This window comes from Kosakonia sp. WA-90, assembly GCF_039871955.1.
Classification (GTDB): domain Bacteria; phylum Pseudomonadota; class Gammaproteobacteria; order Enterobacterales; family Enterobacteriaceae; genus Kosakonia; species Kosakonia oryzendophytica.
This window is the reverse complement of sequence record NZ_JBDPLJ010000002.1, coordinates 534115-552719: the sequence shown is the minus strand read 5'-3', so window position 1 is coordinate 552719 and position 18605 is coordinate 534115. Positions and strand designations below refer to the sequence as shown.

The following is an 18605-nucleotide window of genomic DNA, read 5'->3' as shown; positions in this document are numbered from 1 at the left end:
GCTGAATCGAAACAACCTGACAGTGGCAAGTGGTTATCTGCCGCTTATTTACGCAACGCCCGACAGATCAAATGCGACAGTAATTCCAGCTGGCGCGCCAGTTCCATGCTCAACCAGACATAACCGTGGATAGACGTTTCCGCGACAGCGTCCCCCTGATGCTCACCACTTAATTGCCGAAGCTCTGCGACAATCTCATTCAGTTTTTCCGTATTCGCCAGCACCGGTTGCGGGTTGCCTTCGTACAACGCATGGGCGATGGTCAGCAGCGTCTGCTGCGTCATCTGTTGTGTTTCCCGTAAAGTGTTGGCATTGATCATCACAAAATGGCTGGCGCGTGAGCTCCAGTGCGCATTAATTTGCAGCTCCAGCATGCACACCATATTGCGGCTGACGGTCTGGATAGCTTCGAAAATCGCTTTCTGAATGTGCGTCTCTTTGCAGGCCGGGGTTATCAGGCCCCGCATTTTCACCACGTCGCTGAGAATCTTTTGCAGATGTTTTTCCAGCCGTGGACGCTCCACCAGGTTGCGGGAAAACCCCGCCTGGTAGACGCGGTTAAACGCGGTGACAAAACCCGCCATCTGGATCCGCCAGTGCAAAAACGCGCGCTGCGGCCAGATACCGGTAAACAACATAGCCAGCAGTGAACCGATGATCACATCACCGCTGCGCCAGAGTGCCGTGTGCATATCCCCGGCTGGCGCGCCGACCACCACCGACAGCGTAATGCCTATCAACAAGGCCTGATACGGTTTTTTACCCAGCGCCAGCCAGCCGCAGAGAAACATCGCCGCCGCGCACCACAGCAGCATCAGCGGCAAAGAAATCAGTTCCAGCTTGAGGGCAATCAACCCCAACGCCGCGCCAAAGATAGTACCGCCGATGCGCTCAAAGGCACGCGGCACCACGTTGCCCCAAAAGGAGATCGGCCCCATCAGCACCACCAGCGTAATGAGTGGCCAGGTCCCTTCCGGTACGTTCAACAGCCGGATTATCAGAAACGTCAGGATAAACGCCAGCATCACGCGCGCACCGTGTACGATGCGATAGTGGCGATAGAGACGAATTTCAAACGGGCTAAGTGATTTGTCGCGACGCACAGCCGCTCTCCACATTCAAACGACGAAGGCGCAATTGTAGCGATATTTCTGTGGCGGAAGTCACTCTTTAAAACAAAAAAGAGGCAGGTAAGCACACGCTACCGCCTCTTTTTCACCACATAACCGCTTAAAGTACTTTCGGCTCAACCGGGATATGCATATCAATGTCCCAGTAACCGTCGCTTTGCCCGTCGTTTTGATAGACTTCAAAACAGGGTCCGGCCGCAATCTGCAACGACTGGTCGCTCAGTAACTCATCGAAAAACCGATCCCAGCACTGTTCAAACTCTTCGTTGTAGACGCGGGCATGTGCGACCGCATACTGCCCATCTGGGATGTCAGTGGTGATCACCCCTTCGCTATTGGCTGGAATCTTGAACGCACTGTCGACAGTAATGGCCACGTCGCAGCGCAGTTTTTCCGGCGGCACCTCGTCCGGGTTATCGTAATAGACGCACACCCATTCCAGCGGCTGAATCTGATTATTTTCCACCCACATTAACAACTGTTGAAAACCCTGCTTAACTTTCTCATCCCACGGTCCCACCAGATGGAAACCGGCGATACGGCGTTTTTCAAGCTGCTTAACGTTGTAGCCCATGCTGACTCCCTCACCATTACTGTTTAGACATACAGTATAGCTAATCCAGAAAGGAGCGCCATGCAGGCCAGCGTAATTATGCGAGCCGACTCGCACCCTTGCGATCCGGCCACCACGACGTCAGGATTTATGGTGCAGGTAATCGCTTAAACGGGAGAACCAGCCGCCTTTGCCGACACTATCCAGCGTCACCAACGGCCAGTGGGCCACCACCTGGTCCCGGTCGTAAAGCTGGATCTCCCCTACCCGCTGGTGTGCTGCCAGCGGAGCATCCAGCTCTTTCTTGTCCAGCACGTATTTGGCTTTGATGTTTGCCAGTTCCGCTTTTGGCAACACCATCCAGAAATCCTGATCGGTGCCAACATCCACCTGCTCTTTATCGCCGTACCAGACCCGTTCGCTACCCACTTTCTTGCCATTACGCAGTACTTCGACAGTGTCGAAATTTTGCTGGCCCCAGTGCAGCAGCTTGCGCGCCTGATCTTCACGCCCTTTCGGGCTATCGGCACCCATGATCACCGCAATTAAACGGCGCTCGCCATCAGTGCTGGAAGCAATCAGATTAAACCCCGCCCCGGAGGTATGCCCGGTCTTCAGACCATCAACATTCAGCGTCTTATCCCACAACAGACCATTGCGGTTTTGCTGCGTGATGCCATTCCAGGTCAGACTTTTTTCACTGTACATATGATAAAAATCTGGCTCACCGTGAATGATGGCGCGAGAGAGCACCGCCAGATCGTAGGCCGAACTGTGCTGGCCTGGGGCATCCAATCCATGTACGGTTTCAAAGTGGGTGTCGCGCAGGTTCAGCTTCTGTACGTACTCATTCATCATGGTCACGAACTGCGACTGACCGCCCGCAACATGATCCGCCAGCGCCACACAAGCATCGTTGCCGGAATCCACAATCAGACCACGGCTCAGGTCGCGCACCGTCAGGCGGTCACCGGGTTTCAGGAACATCAAGGAGGATCCGTCAAACACCGGGTTGCCTTTTGCCCAAGCATCATGGCCTACGGTGACAACATCGTCAGCGCTGATGCGGTGGCTATCAATCGCGCGATCCACCACGTAACCGGTCATCAATTTGGTCAAACTCGCCGGGTTACGCTGCTGATGTTCATTGCCCGCCGTTAAGATTTGCCCGGTGGTGTAGTCCATCAATACCCAGGAACCGGCCTGAATCGCCGGAGGCTGCGGGGCAAAAGGTAAGTCGTCGGCCAGGGCGCTGTTTACACAGAGCGCCAGCAAAGAAGCAGCAAACAAACGGCGTTTCAATGAAATATCCTCATAAGCATCTAAAATCGCCGTTCTTTTTACGGAACTTCGTGTGTCGTTACCTGTTTAAATTGCAATAAAATGTGACACACATCTGATATAACCCCCTGTTTTTGCGAAGCTGCACGGAATCCACGCGGGTTTTTCTTCGGCACACTGCGCGGGATGGTTTACCATAGACGGCATATTTACTGACAGGATGAGCTTCTGGTGTCTGATTCCACCGCAACACCCACTTTTCTCTTTCACGACTACGAAACGTTCGGCACCAGCCCGGCGCTGGATCGCCCGGCGCAGTTCGCCGCCATCCGCACCGATGCGGATTTCAACATTATCGGCGAGCCGGAGGTGTTCTACTGTAAACCCGCCGACGACTATCTGCCGCAGCCGGAAGCGGTACTAATAACCGGTATCACTCCGCAGATAGCCCGCGCCAGAGGCGACAATGAAGCCGCTTTTGCCAAACGCATTCATGACCTGTTTACCGTGCCGAAAACCTGCGTGCTCGGTTACAACAATGTGCGCTTTGACGATGAGGTCACGCGCAATATCTTCTATCGCAACTTCTACGATCCCTATGCATGGAGCTGGCAGAACAACAACTCGCGTTGGGACTTGCTGGATGTGATGCGCGCCTGTTACGCGCTGCGCCCGGACGGCATTGTCTGGCCGGAAAATGAGGATGGCCTGCCGAGCTTTCGCCTTGAACACCTGACCAAAGCCAACGGCATCGAACACAGCAACGCGCATGATGCAATGGCCGATGTCTATGCCACCATTGCCATGGCGCAGTTGGTCAAAGCGAAACAGCCGAAGTTATTTGATTATCTGTTCAGCCACCGCAACAAGCAGAAGCTGGCGGCGCTGATTGATGTGCCGCAAATGAAGCCGCTGGTGCACGTCTCTGGCATGTTTGGCGCGTGGCGCGGCAATACCAGTTGGGTTGCGCCGCTGGCCTGGCACCCGGAAAACCGGAATGCGGTGATCATGGTCGACCTGGCGGGCGATATGTCGCCGTTACTGACGCTGGATGCCGATGCGTTGCGCGAGCGGCTCTACACCCCGAAAGCCGACCTGGGCGATAACGCCGCCGTGCCGGTGAAACTGGTGCATCTGAACAAGTGCCCGGTCCTGGCACAGGCCAATACATTGCGCCCTCAGGATGCGGAACGGCTGGGCATCAACCGCCAGCAGTGCCTCGATAATCTACAACACCTGCGCGATAACCCGCAGGTGCGGGAAAAAGTGGTGGCGATTTTCGCCGAGGCCGAGCCTTTCACGCCCTCAGAGAATGTTGATGCGCAGATCTACAACGGCTTTTTCAGCGACGCCGATCGCGCGGCAATGAAAATTCTGCTGGAAACCGAGCCGCGCAATTTGCCCGCGCTGGATATCACTTTTGCCGACAGCCGTATTGAGAAGTTGCTGTTTAACTACCGTGCACGTAATTTCCCTGGTACGCTGGATGAAAACGAGCAGCGGCGCTGGCTTCAGCACCGACGCAATGTCTTTACCCCTGAGTACCTTCAACAGTACGCCGACCAGCTACAGGCACTGTTCCAGCAGCACGATGGCGACAGCGAAAAACAGGCGCTGCTGAAAGCTCTGTGGCAGTATGCCGAAGAGATCGTGTGAGACGCGTTCCCTGACTGACAGGCATAAAAAAACCGGAGGCATGACCTCCGGTTTTTTATGTGCTGCAGCGTAAACGTTACTGCACGATATCTTCGTACTGCGGCACCGGATTACGGAAGCTGCGGGTTACGCAAGCCAGATAAACCAGCCCGATCCCACCCCAGATAAGGCCAAGGATCATCGAGCTCTGCTCCAGGTTCACCCACAGCGCCCCAACGGTCAGCGCGCCGCAGACCGGCAGCACCAGGTAGTTAAAGTGCTCTTTCAGCGTTTTGTTGCGTTTTTCGCGGATCCAGAACTGGGAGATCACCGACAGGTTAACGAAGGTGAACGCTACCAGTGCACCGAAGTTAATCAGCGCCGTTGCAGTGACCAGGTCGAAACGGATCGCCAGCAGCGCGATAGCGCCAACCAGCAGCACGTTCCACGCCGGTGTGCGCCATTTCGGATGCACATAGCCGAAGAAACGGGTCGGGAAAACACCATCACGGCCCATCACATACATCAGACGGGAAACGCCCGCATGCGCCGCCATACCGGATGCCAGTACGGTCACGCTGGAGAAAATCAGCACGCCCCACTGGAAGGTTTTACCGGCAACGTACAACATGATTTCCGGCTGGGATGCGTCCGGATTTTTAAAACGGGAGATATCCGGGAAGTAGAGTTGCAGGAAGTAAGACGCTGCGATAAAGACCACCCCACCGAGCAGTGCGGTCAGGAAGATGGCGCGTGGGATGACGCGTTCTGCATCTTTCGTCTCTTCAGAAAGAGAGGAGATGCCATCGAAGCCCAGGAACGAGAAGCACAGAATCGTCGCGCCGGTGATCATCGGCACAACATGTGCACCCTCAGACCAGAATGGGCGTGAGCTTACCAGCGTACCTGAACCTTCACCGTGCGACACGCCGTAGATAATCAGGCCAACGATCACCGCAACAATCCCCATCTGCAAAATCACGATCAGGGTGTTGAAGTTTGCGACGGTCTTGATGCTGCGCAGGTTGGAGATGGTCATAAAGGCCACCAGCGCAACCACGAACAGCCACGACGGAACGGAAGGTACCAGCGCTTCGAAGTAAATTTTGGCCAGCAGGATGTTGATCATCGGCATGAACAGATAGTCCAGCAGCGATGACCAGCCCACCATAAAGCCCACTGCCGGGGAGATAGATTTCTGCGCATAGGTATACGCGGAGCCCGCCGACGGGAAGCGGCGCACCAGCTTACCGTAGCTCAACGCAGTAAAGAGGATAGCGATAAGCGCAAACGCATACGCGGTCGCCACGTGGCCATCGGTCAGGCCAGAGACGATACCAAACGTATCGAACAGCGTCATCGGCTGCATATAGGCCAGGCCCATCATTACAACCGGAATCAGCGTAAGGGTCTTACGTAATTCCACGCGAGAGGTTTTTGGAGTAACGTTATGCGTCATGGCTTTCCCCCTGTACGGCGAGAGCCGGCGCAAAAGCAGATAATTGCCCCATTTTCGTTCTTTCCTCAGCGACAACGACTGTCGGTTTTTAAATGTGTATCTATCCGGTACGAAGCCCGGCCTCTTTTATTGAATGACGTTTTGCCTGCAAAAAAATAACCGACGTGTTTGGCGTCGGTTAATCTCTTCATTTTTGCAGCGACATATTTTGCACCAGATTGGAGCGTGATGACAATACGGTGAGACGTAACTCACTCATTTATCATCGCTAACCGTATGATTTGTAGACTATCGCTGAATGATTCGCCACAACAATAGCATTATTTGTTAAAAAATTGATTCCAGCGGCATCTGCAACGGATCCGGATAGAGGTACTCAAACCCCAGTTCATGACAGATACGACTGCCATCCACCAGTTTACCTTTCTCCTTACTGTGGGAAGCGGTAAATTGCGGCGGCGTCACGCCAAGCTGACGCGCCATTGCCGGATAGAACATCGCGCGTGTCGGGTGCTCCGGGGCGCAGAGATTATAAATATGGCCGCCTTTTGGCGATTGCAGCAGCAGTGTAATCGCCGCAATGACATCTTCCAGATGCACCAGGTTAACGCCGTGATCACCGTCCGGTGCGGTTTTCCCGGCAAAAAAGCGGCCAGGATGCCGGGCCGGGCCAACCAGCCCCGCCAGCCGAAGAATATCCACCGACGTGCCAGGCAGATTATGCAGCCAGTCTTCCAGCTCTTTCAGCGTGCGTCCGCTGGCAGTGACCGGATTGCGCGGCGAGTTCTCTTTCACCACACCGGAAACATCGCCATACACAGAGGTGGAACTGGTGAAAATAATCCGCGGAATGCGGTACGCCAGCGCACTGTCTACAATCTCCTGCATTGCCTGCAGGTAGAACTCCTCGCCAGGCCCGCTACGACGCGCGGGTAACGTGATGACCAGCGCATCCACACTCATCAGCGCATCGAGGTCATCTGGTTCGCAGACCAGATCGGGAGTGAGATTCAGCACATAGCTTTCGATCCCGCACATGCGGGCCGCTTCCACGCCATCCTGGCGAGTTTTACTGCCAGTGACTCGCCAACCGCGCGCCGTTAATGACAACGCTAACGGCATACCCAGCCACCCCAGACCAATAATCGCGACCTTTTTCATGTGCCCCCCTGTTCTCTTGCTTCCACCTTTCAAGGCTACGCCAGCCAGGGATAACTGACAATTCATAGAGCGTATATGAAATGATTTAAAGATAAAAAAAGGCCTTGCCTTTGCCGACCAAAGTGGTTTAGGTTAAACGACAACATATGAATAAGCATTCATCGAGAATTTTATGACACGCGTTCAATTTAAACACCACCACCATCACCATCATCCTGACTAGTCTTTCAGGCGATGTGTGCTGGAAGACATTCAGATCTTCCAGTGGTGCATGAACGCAGAGAAAGCCCCCGGAAGATCTTCTTCCGGGGGCTTTTTTTTGAACCAAATTCAGCAGGATAAAGAGGACAACAAAATGTTAGATAACTCGCGTTTACGCATAGCTATTCAGAAATCCGGTCGCCTGAGTGAAGACTCACGCGAATTGCTGGCCCGCTGCGGCATCAAGATCAATCTGCATACACAACGATTGATCGCCCTGGCCGAAAACATGCCGATTGATATTCTGCGCGTACGCGATGACGACATCCCGGGTCTGGTGATGGACGGCGTTGTTGATCTGGGGATCATTGGCGAAAACGTACTGGAAGAGGAACTGCTGAACCGCCGTGCGCAAGGCGAAGACCCTCGCTACTTCACGCTGCGTCGTCTTGATTTTGGTGGCTGCCGCCTGTCGCTGGCTACCCCCGCTGATGAAAGTTGGAGCGGCCCGGCGGCGCTGGACGGCAAACGCATCGCCACCTCTTACCCGCACCTGCTGAAACGCTATCTGGATCAGAAAGGCGTCTCCTTTAAATCCTGTCTGCTGAATGGCTCCGTCGAAGTGGCCCCGCGCGCAGGTCTGGCCGACGCGATTTGCGATCTGGTTTCCACTGGCGCCACGCTTGAAGCCAACGGCCTGCGCGAAGTGGAAGTGATTTACCGTTCCAAAGCCTGCCTGATCCAGCGTGATGGCGAAATGATGGATGCCAAACAACAACTGATCGACAAACTGCTGACCCGCATCCAGGGCGTGATTCAGGCGCGCGAATCTAAATACATCATGATGCATGCACCGAGTGAACGTCTGGAAGAGGTGATCGCCCTGCTGCCAGGCGCTGAACGCCCGACGATTCTGCCGCTGGCGGGCGATCAGCAGCGTGTGGCGATGCACATGGTGAGCAGCGAAACCCTGTTCTGGGAAACCATGGAAAAACTGAAAGCGTTGGGCGCAAGCTCCATTCTGGTGCTGCCGATTGAGAAGATGATGGAGTAACGCCATGAGCTTCAATACCGTAATCGACTGGAACAGCAGTAGCGAAGAGCAGCAGCGCGCCTTATTAATGCGCCCGGCGATCTCCGCGTCTGACAGCATTACCCGCACGGTGGTGGAGATCCTCGACACCGTTAAAGCACGCGGCGATGATGCACTGCGTGAATACAGCGCAAAATTCGACAAAACGCAGGTTGACGCGTTGAAAGTCACCGATGATGAGATCCGTGCCGCCAGCGCTCGCCTGGGCGACGATATCAAACAGGCCATGGCCGTGGCCGTGAAAAATATCGACACCTTCCACAATGCGCAAAAACTGCAAACGGTGGATGTGGAAACCCTGCCCGGCGTGCGTTGCCAGCAGGTCACTCGTCCGATTGCGTCGGTTGGTCTTTATATTCCTGGCGGTTCCGCCCCGCTGTTTTCGACAGTATTGATGCTCGCGACCCCGGCACGTATTGCCGGTTGCCAGAAAGTGGTGCTCTGCTCACCACCGCCGATTGCCGACGAAATTCTCTATGCTGCGCAGCTCTGCGGTGTGCAGGAGATCTTTAAAGTGGGCGGCGCGCAGGCGATTGCGGCGCTGGCCTTTGGTACCGACTCCGTCCCCAAAGTCGATAAAATCTTTGGACCGGGCAACGCCTACGTTACCGAAGCGAAGCGCCAGGTCAGTCAGCGTCTGGATGGCGCGGCCATTGATATGCCCGCCGGCCCTTCGGAAGTTCTGGTGATTGCCGATAGCGGTGCAACACCGGATTTTGTCGCCTCCGATTTACTGTCGCAAGCCGAACACGGCCCGGACTCACAGGTGATCCTGTTGACGCCGGACAGCACAATGGCGACCCGCGTGGCGCAAGCCGTTGAGCGTCAGCTGGCCGATCTGCCGCGCGCGGAAACGGCTCGCCAGGCGCTGTCCGCCAGCCGTCTGATTGTGGCGCGAGATCTGGCTCAGTGCGTCGCTATCTCGAATCAGTACGGTCCGGAGCACCTGATTATTCAAACCCGCGACGCCCGTTCACTTGTAGAGAGCATCACCAGCGCCGGTTCCGTGTTCCTGGGAGACTGGTCACCAGAATCCGCCGGCGATTACGCGTCCGGCACCAACCATGTGTTGCCGACCTATGGTTACACCGCCACCTGCTCCAGCCTGGGTCTGGCGGATTTCCAGAAGCGCATGACGGTCCAGGAGCTTTCCCGTGAGGGTTTTGCCGCGTTGGCAAGCACCATTGAAACGCTGGCGGCGGCCGAACGCCTGACCGCTCACAAAAACGCCGTCACCCTGCGCGTCAATGCGCTGAAGGAGCAAGCATGAGCATCGAAGAACTGGCGCGCAAAAATGTGCGTGAACTGACGCCGTACCAGTCGGCCCGCCGTCTTGGTGGTAAAGGCGACGTCTGGCTGAATGCGAACGAATTCCCGACGGCTGTCGCGTTCGACCTCACGCAGCAATCCCTGAACCGTTACCCGGAGTGCCAGCCGAAAGCGGTAATTGAAAACTATGCGCAGTACGCAGGCGTAAAACCGGAACAAGTACTGGTCAGCCGTGGTGCGGATGAGGGTATCGAATTGCTGATCCGCGCTTTCTGCGAGCCGGGTAAAGATGCCGTGCTGTTTTGTCCGCCGACCTACGGTATGTACAGCGTCAGCGCCGAAACCTTTGGCGTTGAATATCGCACCGTGCAGACGCTGGAAAACTGGCAGTTGGATCTGCAGGGTATTGCCGACAAGCTGGACAACGTGAAAGTGGTCTATGTTTGCAGCCCGAATAACCCCACCGGGCAGATTATCAACCCACAAGACCTGCGCGTACTGCTGGAAATGACCCGCGGTAAAGCGATTGTGGTAGCGGACGAAGCCTATATTGAGTTCTGCCCTCAGGCAACGCTGGCAGGCTGGTTGAGCGAATATCCGCACCTCGTTGTTTTGCGTACGCTGTCGAAAGCTTTTGCGCTGGCGGGCCTGCGCTGCGGCTTTACGCTGGCTAACGAAGAGGTGATCAACCTGCTGCTGAAAGTGATCGCACCGTATCCGCTGTCAACGCCTGTCGCAGACATCGCGGCGCAAGCGCTGAGCCCGCAGGGCATTGTGGCAATGCGTGAACGCGTAGCGCAGATCCTTACTGAGCGTCAGTATCTGGTCACCGCGTTAAAAGAGATTCCGTGCGTGGAACAGGTGTTTGATTCCGAAACCAACTACATCCTGGTGCGTTTTACTGCGTCCAGCGCCGTGTTTAAATCTTTGTGGGATCAAGGCATTATCCTGAGAGACCAGAACAAACAACCTTCTTTAAGCGGCTGCCTGCGCATCACCATCGGCACCCGTGCAGAGAGCCAGCGCGTCATTGACGCTTTACGTGCGGAGCAAGTATGAGCCAGAAGTACCTGTTTATTGACCGTGACGGAACATTGATTTCCGAGCCACCAACCGATTACCAGGTGGATAAATTCGACAAGCTGGCGTTTGAGCCCGGGGTGATCCCGGTGCTGCTGAAGCTGCAAAAAGCGGGTTATAAGTTGGTGATGATCACCAATCAGGATGGTCTGGGCACCAGCAGTTTCCCACAGGCAGATTTCGATGGCCCGCACAATCTGATGATGCAGGTCTTCACTTCTCAGGGCGTCGAATTTGAAGAGGTCCTGATTTGCCCCCACTTCCCTGGCGACGCGTGCGATTGCCGAAAACCAAAAGTGAAGCTGGTGGAGCGTTGGTTGGCGGAAGGGGTGCTCGATGCGGCCAACAGTTATGTGATTGGCGATCGTGCAACGGATATTGAGCTGGCGAACAATATGTCCATTTCCGGCCTGCGTTATCACCGCGACACGCTGAACTGGGCGATGATTGGCGAGCAGCTCACCCGTCGCGACCGCTATGCGCACGTGGAGCGTCACACCAAAGAGACGCAAATTGATGTCAAAGTGTGGCTGGATCGCGAAGGCGGCAGCAAAATCCACACTGGCGTCGGCTTCTTCGATCATATGCTGGACCAGATCGCCACGCATGGTGGCTTCCGTATGGAGATTACCGTCAAAGGGGATCTCTATATTGACGATCACCACACCGTGGAAGACACCGGCCTGGCGCTGGGTGAGGCGCTGAAACTGGCGCTCGGCGATAAGCGCGGCATTAACCGCTTCGGCTTCGTGCTGCCGATGGATGAGTGCCTGGCCCGTTGTGCGCTGGATATCTCCGGCCGTCCGCACCTGGAGTATAAAGCCGAGTTTACCTATCAACGGGTGGGCGACCTGAGCACCGAGATGGTTGAGCACTTTTTCCGCTCGCTCTCTTACACCATGGCCGTGACGTTGCACCTGAAAACCAAAGGCAAGAACGACCACCACCGGGTGGAAAGTCTGTTTAAAGCGTTCGGTCGCACGCTGCGTCAGGCCATCCGTGTGGAAGGCGACACCCTTCCCTCCTCGAAAGGAGTGCTGTGATGAATGTGGTGATCCTCGATACCGGCTGCGCCAATCTCAATTCCGTCAAATCCGCCATTGCCCGTCACGGCTATGAACCGCAAGTGAGCCGTGATCCGGACGTGGTTTTGCGCGCCGATAAACTCTTTCTGCCAGGCGTGGGTACCGCACAAGCGGCGATGGATCAGTTACGCGAGCGTGAGCTGATTGAACTGGTTAAGGCCTGCACCCAGCCGGTGCTAGGCATCTGCCTTGGCATGCAGTTACTCGGGCGTTTTAGCGAAGAGAACCACGGCGTCCCGCTGTTGGGCATCATCGATCAGGATGTACCCAAAATGAAGGATGTCGGTCTGCCGCTTCCCCATATGGGCTGGAATCAGGTCTACCCGAAAGCGGGTAACCGCCTGTTTCAGGGCATTGAGGACGGCGCGTATTTCTATTTTGTGCACAGCTACGCCATGCCGGTTAACGCCAATACCATCGCACGTTGTGATTATGGTGAACCCTTTACTGCGGCAGTGCAGAAAGAGAATTTCTATGGCGTACAGTTCCACCCGGAACGCTCGGGCCGTGCAGGCGCGCAACTGCTGAAAAATTTCCTGGAGATGTGATGATTATTCCCGCACTAGATTTAATTGATGGCACCGTGGTGCGTCTCCATCAGGGGGATTACGCGCAGCAACGGGACTATGGTAATGATCCGCTGCCGCGCTTGCAGGATTATGCGGCCCAGGGCGCGGAAGTGCTGCACCTGGTGGACTTAACCGGCGCCAAAGATCCGGCGCGCCGGCAGATCCCTTTGCTGAAAACGCTGGTGGCCGGCGTGAATGTTCCTGTCCAGGTTGGCGGCGGCGTACGCACCGAAGAAGACGTAGCAGCCTTGCTGGATGCGGGTGTTGCCCGCGTAGTGATCGGTTCAACGGCAGTAAAATCGCCTGATGTGGTCAAAGGCTGGTTTACCCGTTTTGGCGCTGACAAGCTGGTGCTGGCGTTGGATGTGCGCATTGACGAACAGGGAACCAAACAGGTAGCCGTGAGCGGCTGGCAAGAGAACTCCGGCGTCACACTGGAGACATTGGTGGAAACCTACCTTGCGGTCGGTCTGAAACACGTGTTGTGCACTGATATCTCACGCGACGGTACCTTAGCTGGCTCCAATGTCTCGCTGTATGAGGAAATTTGCGCGCGCTGGCCGCAGGTGGCGTTTCAGTCTTCCGGCGGTATCGGCGGTATCAATGATATTGCCGCTCTGCGCGGTACGGGCGTGCGCGGCGTCATTGTCGGGCGGGCGCTGCTGGAAGGTAAATTCACGGTGAAGGAGGCCATTCAATGCTGGCAAAACGGATAATCCCTTGTCTTGACGTGCGCGATGGCCAGGTGGTGAAAGGCGTGCAGTTCCGCAATCACGAAATCATTGGCGATATCGTCCCACTGGCGAAGCGTTACGCTGAAGAAGGCGCGGATGAACTGGTGTTTTACGATATTACGGCCTCCAGCGACGGTCGTGTAGTGGATAAAAGCTGGGTGTCGCGGGTCGCTGAGGTGATTGATATTCCCTTCTGCGTGGCCGGGGGCATTAAATCTGCTGATGATGCAGCGAAAATCCTCTCTTTTGGCGCAGATAAGATTTCCATTAACTCCCCTGCACTGGCGGATCCGACGCTGATTACCCGACTGGCGGATCGCTTTGGCGTGCAGTGTATTGTGGTGGGTATCGACACCTGGTTTGACGCAGCAACCGGTAAATACCACGTTAACCAGTATACCGGTGATGAAAGCCGTACCCGGGTCACGCAGTGGGAGACACTGGACTGGGTACAGGAAGTGCAAAAACGCGGCGCCGGGGAAATCGTGTTAAATATGATGAATCAGGATGGCGTGCGGAACGGTTACGACCTTGAGCAACTGAAGAAAGTGCGTGCGGTGTGCCATGTTCCGCTGATTGCGTCCGGCGGTGCCGGTACGATGGAGCACTTCCTGCAAGCCTTCCGGGATGCGGATGTCGACGGCGCGCTGGCCGCATCGGTCTTCCACAAACAAATTATCAACATTAGCGAATTAAAAACGTACCTGGCAGACCAGGGCGTGGAGATAAGGGTATGTTAACAGAGCAACAACTGGCCCAACTGGACTGGGAAAAAACCGACGGACTGCTGCCCGCCGTGGTGCAGCATGCGGTTTCTGGTGAAGTCCTGATGCTGGGATACATGAATCAGGACGCGCTGGCAAAAACGCTGGAGAGCGGCAAGGTCACCTTTTTCTCCCGCACCAAAGGCCGCCTGTGGACCAAGGGCGAAACCTCCGGGCATTTCCTCAATGTGGTCAGTATCGCGCCGGACTGCGACAACGATACCCTGCTGGTGCTGGTCAACCCAATCGGCCCGACCTGCCATACCGGTACGTCGAGTTGCTTTGGTGATAACAGCCATCAGTGGTTGTTCCTGTATCAACTGGAAACGCTGTTAGCCGCGCGGAAAACTGCCGATCCGGCCAGTTCTTACACGGCAAAATTGTATGCCAGCGGCACTAAGCGTATCGCACAGAAAGTGGGGGAAGAAGGCGTGGAAACCGCGCTGGCCGCTACGGTGAATGACCGCGAAGAGCTGGTTAATGAGGCTTCAGATCTGATGTATCACCTGTTGGTATTGCTGCAAGACCAGCAACTTGATTTGACAACAGTGATTGAAAACCTGCGTAAGCGGCATAAGTAAAGTACCCGGGGAGCCACCACGCGCTCCCCTTATTTATCAGAGATAAAGCAGTTACCATTCTTTCCCACAGCAGGTATCATCCCCCCACAGTTTTACGCATCACACGTTATGCATACCAAACATTGAGGTTGAAGATGAAATTTCTGGTTACCGGCGCGGCCGGCTTTATCGGCTTTCACGTCTGCGGGCGTCTTCTGCAAGCGGGCCATCAGGTCGTAGGGATTGATAACCTTAATGATTACTACGACGTCAGCCTGAAGCAGGCGCGCCTGGATTTGCTCCAGTCTCCTGCGTTCAGCTTTCACAAAATCGATCTCGCCGACCGCGAAGCAATGAGCCACCTGTTCGCCAGTAAGAAATTCGATCGCGTCATCCATTTAGCCGCACAAGCGGGCGTACGGTATTCCCTTGAAAATCCACATGTTTATGCTGATTCAAACCTGATCGGTCATCTCAACGTGCTGGAAGGTTGTCGCCACAATAACGTGCAGCATTTACTGTACGCTTCTTCCAGCTCTGTTTATGGTCTGAACCGTAAGATGCCGTTCTCCACCGATGATTCCGTGGATCATCCGGTGTCGCTGTATGCGGCCACCAAAAAAGCCAACGAGCTGATGTCGCACACTTACTCTCATCTGTATGGTTTACCGACCACCGGGCTGCGTTTCTTTACCGTTTACGGCCCGTGGGGGCGCCCGGATATGGCGCTGTTTAAGTTCACCAAAGCGATGCTGGAAGGTAAAAGCATTGACGTGTACAACTACGGGAAGATGAAGCGTGACTTCACCTACGTGGATGACATTGTTGAGGCCATTATCCGTATGCAGGATGTGATCCCGCAGGCAAACCCAGAGTGGACCGTAGAAAGCGGTTCTCCGGCTACAAGCTCCGCGCCTTATCATGTCTATAACATCGGCAACAGCTCGCCGGTGGAATTGATGGATTACATTACCGCGCTGGAAGAGGCATTAGGCATTGAAGCACAGAAAAATATGATGCCGATTCAGCCTGGCGATGTGCTGGAAACCAGCGCCGATACACAGCCGCTGTATGAGACAATTGGCTTTAAGCCGCAGACTACGGTCAAAGAAGGCGTGAAGAAATTCGTCGAATGGTATAAAGCCTATTACAACGCGTAACAGAAAAACGGCCCTGACGGGCCGTTTTCGTATCAGTCATTGCCAAACAAATCGCGGGTATAGACTTTCTCTTCCACATCCGCCAGCTCTTTCGCCATGCGGTTTGAGATAATCACATCAGATTCTTGCTTGAATGCTTCCAGATCGCGCACGACGCGGGAGTGGAAGAATTCATCTTCTTTCATCACCGGCTCATAAATGATGACCTGCACGCCTTTTGCTTTAATACGCTTCATGATCCCCTGAATCGAAGAAGCGCGGAAGTTATCGGAGCCGCTCTTCATAATCAGACGATACACACCCACGACTTTTGGTTTGCGGGCAAGAATTGAGTCAGCAATAAAGTCTTTGCGTGTACGGTTTGCATCCACTATGGCCGAGATGATGTTGTTCGGCACAGACTGATAGTTTGCCAGCAACTGCTTGGTGTCTTTCGGCAGACAGTAGCCACCGTAACCGAAGGAAGGGTTGTTGTAGTGGTTACCAATACGCGGGTCCAGGCAAACGCCTTCAATAATCTGGCGGCTATTCAGCCCCAGGCTTTCGGCATAGCTGTCCAGTTCATTAAAGTAGGCAACACGCATCGCCAGATAGGTGTTCGCGAACAATTTAATGGCTTCTGCTTCGGTGGAGTCGGTAAACAGTACCTGAATATCTTTCTTGATAGCCCCTTCCTGCAGTAGGGAAGCGAACCGCTCCGCACGTTCAGAACGTTCGCCAATCACAATACGAGACGGATAGAGGTTGTCATAAAGCGCTTTGCCTTCACGCAGGAACTCCGGCGAGAAGATGACGTTATCAATGCCCAACTTCTCTTTAATGGATTCGGTAAAGCCGACCGGAATGGTGGACTTGATGATCATGACCGCTTGCGGGTTGATTTCATGCACATCGCGGATCACCGCTTCCACTGAACTAGTGTTGAAATAGTTGGTTTTCGGATCGTAATCCGTCGGTGTAGCAATAATCACAAAATCCGCGCCGCGGTAGGCATCATGCTTGTCCGTCGTTGCACGGAAATTCAGCGGCTTATTCTGCAAATACTCCTGGATTTCCTTATCAACGATGGGAGAAATCTTCTTGTTCAGCATATCGACTTTGTCCTTCACGATATCCAGCGCCACGACCTCATGGTGCTGCGCGATCAGGATCCCGTTCGATAGACCAACATAACCTGTTCCGGAGATTGTTATTTTCATTCGATAAGCAACTTTTGTGAGTGTATGAACCGGAGGTGGCGACTCCGCCGCCACCGCTTAATATCAATAACTGTTGGGGTTTTTACCTCTTCTGTTGAGGGACTGTCAAGGCGTCAAACGGCGTACAATAGCGGCGTTTATGCGCGGTTTAGCAGGTAACAGACAGTAAAATGAAGAGGACTTCCCGTAATAACGGCGATTCAGCGGAAAAAAAAGCCCGGTTGCAGTAACCGGGCTTGCTTTTAGAGACGACTGATTATCAGATTAATCCAGCCATTCGGTATGGAACACGCCGTCTTTGTCGATGCGTTTGTAAGTATGCGCGCCAAAGTAATCACGCTGCGCCTGAATCAGGTTGGCAGGCAGCACCGCAGAACGGTAGCTGTCGTAGTAAGCGACGGCGGCAGAGAAAGTCGGAACCGGAATACCATTCTGGACCGCATAAGCAACAACATCACGCAGTGCTTGCTGGTAGTCATCCGCAATTTGCTTGAAGTACGGTGCCAGCAGCAGGTTAGCAATGGCCGGCGTTTCCGCATAGGCATCGGTGATCTTCTGCAGGAATTGTGCACGGATAATGCAACCCGCACGGAAAATCTTCGCGATTTCGCCGTAGTTGAGATCCCATTTGTGCTCATCCGAAGCCGCACGCAACTGAGAGAAGCCCTGCGCATAAGAGACGATTTTACCGAGGTACAGTGCGCGACGGACTTTCTCGATGAATTCAGCTTTGTCACCAGCCGGTTTAGCCTGCGGACCGGACAGCACTTTTGATGCCGCAACACGCTGATCTTTCAGCGAGGAGATATAGCGAGCGAATACGGACTCGGTGATCAGCGACAGCGGTTCACCCAGATCCAGCGAGCTCTGGCTGGTCCATTTACCGGTGCCTTTATTTGCTGCTTCATCCAGAATCACATCAACCAGGTATTTACCTTCTTCATCTTTTTTAGTGAAGATATCTTTGGTGATGTCGATCAGGTAGCTGCTCAGCTCGCCAGCGTTCCACTCACTGAACGTTTTCGCCAGCTCTTCATTGGAGAGGTTCAGACCGCCTTTCAGCAGGGCATACGCTTCTGCGATAAGCTGCATATCACCGTATTCAATGCCGTTGTGCACCATTTTGACATAGTGACCCGCACCGTCCGGACCGATATAGGTCACGCATGGCTCGCCATCTTCGGCAACCGCAGCGATTTTCGTCAGGATCGGTGCAACCAGCTCGTAAGCATCTTTCTGGCCGCCAGGCATGATAGACGGGCCCTTCAGGGCACCTTCTTCACCACCGGACACACCGGTACCAATAAAGTTGAAGCCTTCCGCAGAGAGTTCGCGGTTACGACGAATGGTGTCCTGGAAGAACGTATTGCCGCCATCGATAATGATGTCGCCTTTTGCCAGATAAGGTTTCAGGGACTCGATAGCTTTGTCGGTGCCCTCACCCGCTTTCACCATCAGCAGAATGCGACGCGGGGTTTCCAGGGATTCAACAAATTCTTTAACGGTGTAGTAAGGAACCAGCTTTTTACCAGGGTTTTCGGCAATCACTTCTTCGGTTTTTTCGCGGGAGCGGTTGAAAACGGAAACGGTATAGCCACGGCTTTCGATGTTAAGCGCCAGGTTGCGCCCCATCACGGCCATACCAACAACGCCGATTTGTTGCTTGGACATT

Annotated in this window: 18 protein-coding genes and 1 other annotated feature; of the genes, 11 read left to right on the top strand and 7 right to left on the bottom strand. The window is 54.5% G+C overall.

What is annotated here, in order from left to right; translation table 11 throughout:
• Positions 1-44: 44 nt before the first annotated feature.
• The 3 genes from ABGA49_RS05755 to dacD form a co-directional block, all read right to left on the bottom strand.
• A complete protein-coding gene (locus ABGA49_RS05755; protein WP_347665262.1) occupies positions 45-1103 on the bottom strand; it encodes an FUSC family protein in 1059 nt (352 codons plus the stop codon).
• A gap of 127 nt (positions 1104-1230) precedes the next feature.
• Positions 1231-1704: a DNA gyrase inhibitor SbmC gene (gene sbmC / locus ABGA49_RS05750; RefSeq protein WP_347665261.1), complete on the bottom strand. Its 474-nt coding sequence runs from the start codon at positions 1702-1704 to the stop codon at positions 1231-1233.
• A gap of 120 nt (positions 1705-1824) precedes the next feature.
• Complete coding sequence (gene dacD, locus ABGA49_RS05745) at positions 1825-2985, bottom strand: serine-type D-Ala-D-Ala carboxypeptidase DacD (RefSeq protein WP_061494145.1); 1161 nt, start codon at positions 2983-2985, stop codon at positions 1825-1827.
• Positions 2986-3195: 210 nt separating this feature from the next.
• Between dacD and sbcB the strand changes: the two genes are divergently transcribed.
• Positions 3196-4620: an exodeoxyribonuclease I gene (gene sbcB / locus ABGA49_RS05740; protein ID WP_347665260.1), complete on the top strand. Its 1425-nt coding sequence runs from the start codon at positions 3196-3198 to the stop codon at positions 4618-4620.
• A 76-nt stretch (positions 4621-4696) separates the two neighbouring features.
• On the opposite strand, the gene ABGA49_RS05735 is transcribed toward sbcB, so the two are convergent.
• Both ABGA49_RS05735 and ABGA49_RS05730 read right to left on the bottom strand, forming a co-directional pair.
• A complete protein-coding gene (locus ABGA49_RS05735) occupies positions 4697-6058 on the bottom strand; it encodes an APC family permease (RefSeq protein ID WP_061494141.1) in 1362 nt (453 codons plus the stop codon).
• Between the two features lie 327 nt (positions 6059-6385).
• A complete protein-coding gene (locus tag ABGA49_RS05730) occupies positions 6386-7219 on the bottom strand; it encodes an SDR family oxidoreductase (protein WP_347665259.1) in 834 nt (277 codons plus the stop codon).
• 172 nt (positions 7220-7391) lie between these two features.
• On the opposite strand from ABGA49_RS05730, the gene hisL reads away from it, so the two are divergent.
• The 10 genes from hisL to ABGA49_RS05680 all read left to right on the top strand — a co-directional run bounded on the left by hisL (position 7392) and on the right by ABGA49_RS05680 (position 15734).
• On the top strand, positions 7392-7442 hold the full coding sequence (hisL, locus tag ABGA49_RS05725) for a his operon leader peptide (protein WP_001364200.1): 51 nt from the start codon (positions 7392-7394) through the stop codon (positions 7440-7442).
• Positions 7418-7540: a sequence feature (His leader region), on the top strand. Its footprint overlaps the gene before it by 25 nt.
• A 34-nt stretch (positions 7541-7574) precedes the next feature.
• Positions 7575-8474, top strand: coding sequence for an ATP phosphoribosyltransferase (gene hisG, locus ABGA49_RS05720; protein WP_088238235.1), 900 nt, complete (start codon positions 7575-7577; stop codon positions 8472-8474).
• A 4-nt stretch (positions 8475-8478) separates the two neighbouring features.
• On the top strand, positions 8479-9783 hold the full coding sequence (gene hisD, locus ABGA49_RS05715) for a histidinol dehydrogenase (protein ID WP_061494138.1): 1305 nt from the start codon (positions 8479-8481) through the stop codon (positions 9781-9783).
• Positions 9780-10841 carry a histidinol-phosphate transaminase gene (gene hisC, locus ABGA49_RS05710; protein WP_061494136.1) on the top strand — a complete coding sequence of 354 codons (1062 nt, stop codon included), beginning with the start codon at positions 9780-9782 and terminating at the stop codon, positions 10839-10841. Before hisD ends, hisC begins: the two co-directional genes overlap by 4 nt.
• Entirely contained in the window at positions 10838-11905 is a 1068-nt protein-coding gene (hisB, locus tag ABGA49_RS05705; RefSeq protein ID WP_088238040.1) for a bifunctional histidinol-phosphatase/imidazoleglycerol-phosphate dehydratase HisB, read from the top strand. Before hisC ends, hisB begins: the two co-directional genes overlap by 4 nt.
• A complete protein-coding gene (hisH, locus tag ABGA49_RS05700; RefSeq protein ID WP_088238041.1) occupies positions 11905-12495 on the top strand; it encodes an imidazole glycerol phosphate synthase subunit HisH in 591 nt (196 codons plus the stop codon). Before hisB ends, hisH begins: the two co-directional genes overlap by 1 nt.
• Positions 12495-13232: a 1-(5-phosphoribosyl)-5-[(5-phosphoribosylamino)methylideneamino]imidazole-4-carboxamide isomerase gene (gene hisA / locus ABGA49_RS05695; RefSeq protein WP_061494130.1), complete on the top strand. Its 738-nt coding sequence runs from the start codon at positions 12495-12497 to the stop codon at positions 13230-13232. Before hisH ends, hisA begins: the two co-directional genes overlap by 1 nt.
• Complete coding sequence (gene hisF, locus ABGA49_RS05690; protein WP_347665258.1) at positions 13214-13990, top strand: imidazole glycerol phosphate synthase subunit HisF; 777 nt, start codon at positions 13214-13216, stop codon at positions 13988-13990. The genes hisA and hisF overlap by 19 nt, the downstream gene beginning before the upstream one ends.
• Positions 13984-14595, top strand: a complete 612-nt coding sequence (gene hisIE / locus ABGA49_RS05685) for a bifunctional phosphoribosyl-AMP cyclohydrolase/phosphoribosyl-ATP diphosphatase HisIE (protein ID WP_061494123.1) — start codon at positions 13984-13986, stop codon at positions 14593-14595. Before hisF ends, hisIE begins: the two co-directional genes overlap by 7 nt.
• Before the next feature lie 134 nt (positions 14596-14729).
• Positions 14730-15734 (top strand): NAD-dependent epimerase, encoded by a 1005-nt coding sequence (locus ABGA49_RS05680; RefSeq protein ID WP_061494121.1) that lies wholly within the window; start codon positions 14730-14732, stop codon positions 15732-15734.
• Between the two features lie 32 nt (positions 15735-15766).
• On the opposite strand, the gene ugd is transcribed toward ABGA49_RS05680, so the two are convergent.
• Both ugd and gndA read right to left on the bottom strand, forming a co-directional pair.
• Positions 15767-16933, bottom strand: a complete 1167-nt coding sequence (gene ugd / locus ABGA49_RS05675) for a UDP-glucose 6-dehydrogenase (protein WP_088238045.1) — start codon at positions 16931-16933, stop codon at positions 15767-15769.
• A 264-nt stretch (positions 16934-17197) separates the two neighbouring features.
• Positions 17198-18604, bottom strand: a complete 1407-nt coding sequence (gndA, locus tag ABGA49_RS05670; protein WP_061494116.1) for an NADP-dependent phosphogluconate dehydrogenase — start codon at positions 18602-18604, stop codon at positions 17198-17200.
• Position 18605: the final 1 nt, after the last annotated feature.

Excerpts from the sequence above, each read along its gene's own strand:
- ABGA49_RS05730 (WP_347665259.1), bottom strand. The coding sequence starts at position 7,219 with ATGAAAAAGGTCGCGATTATTGGTCTGGGGTGGCTGGGTATGCCGTTA.
- hisIE (WP_061494123.1), top strand. The coding sequence starts at position 13,984 with ATGTTAACAGAGCAACAACTGGCCCAACTGGACTGGGAAAAAACCGAC.
- hisF (WP_347665258.1), top strand. The coding sequence starts at position 13,214 with ATGCTGGCAAAACGGATAATCCCTTGTCTTGACGTGCGCGATGGCCAG.
- hisC (WP_061494136.1), top strand. The coding sequence starts at position 9,780 with ATGAGCATCGAAGAACTGGCGCGCAAAAATGTGCGTGAACTGACGCCG.
- ABGA49_RS05680 (WP_061494121.1), top strand. The coding sequence starts at position 14,730 with ATGAAATTTCTGGTTACCGGCGCGGCCGGCTTTATCGGCTTTCACGTC.
- hisA (WP_061494130.1), top strand. The coding sequence starts at position 12,495 with ATGATTATTCCCGCACTAGATTTAATTGATGGCACCGTGGTGCGTCTC.
- hisB (WP_088238040.1), top strand. The coding sequence starts at position 10,838 with ATGAGCCAGAAGTACCTGTTTATTGACCGTGACGGAACATTGATTTCC.
- hisD (WP_061494138.1), top strand. The coding sequence starts at position 8,479 with ATGAGCTTCAATACCGTAATCGACTGGAACAGCAGTAGCGAAGAGCAG.
- hisG (WP_088238235.1), top strand. The coding sequence starts at position 7,575 with ATGTTAGATAACTCGCGTTTACGCATAGCTATTCAGAAATCCGGTCGC.
- ugd (WP_088238045.1), bottom strand. The coding sequence starts at position 16,933 with ATGAAAATAACAATCTCCGGAACAGGTTATGTTGGTCTATCGAACGGG.
- sbmC (WP_347665261.1), bottom strand. The coding sequence starts at position 1,704 with ATGGGCTACAACGTTAAGCAGCTTGAAAAACGCCGTATCGCCGGTTTC.
- hisH (WP_088238041.1), top strand. The coding sequence starts at position 11,905 with ATGAATGTGGTGATCCTCGATACCGGCTGCGCCAATCTCAATTCCGTC.
- ABGA49_RS05735 (WP_061494141.1), bottom strand. The coding sequence starts at position 6,058 with ATGACGCATAACGTTACTCCAAAAACCTCTCGCGTGGAATTACGTAAG.
- gndA (WP_061494116.1), bottom strand. The coding sequence starts at position 18,604 with ATGTCCAAGCAACAAATCGGCGTTGTTGGTATGGCCGTGATGGGGCGC.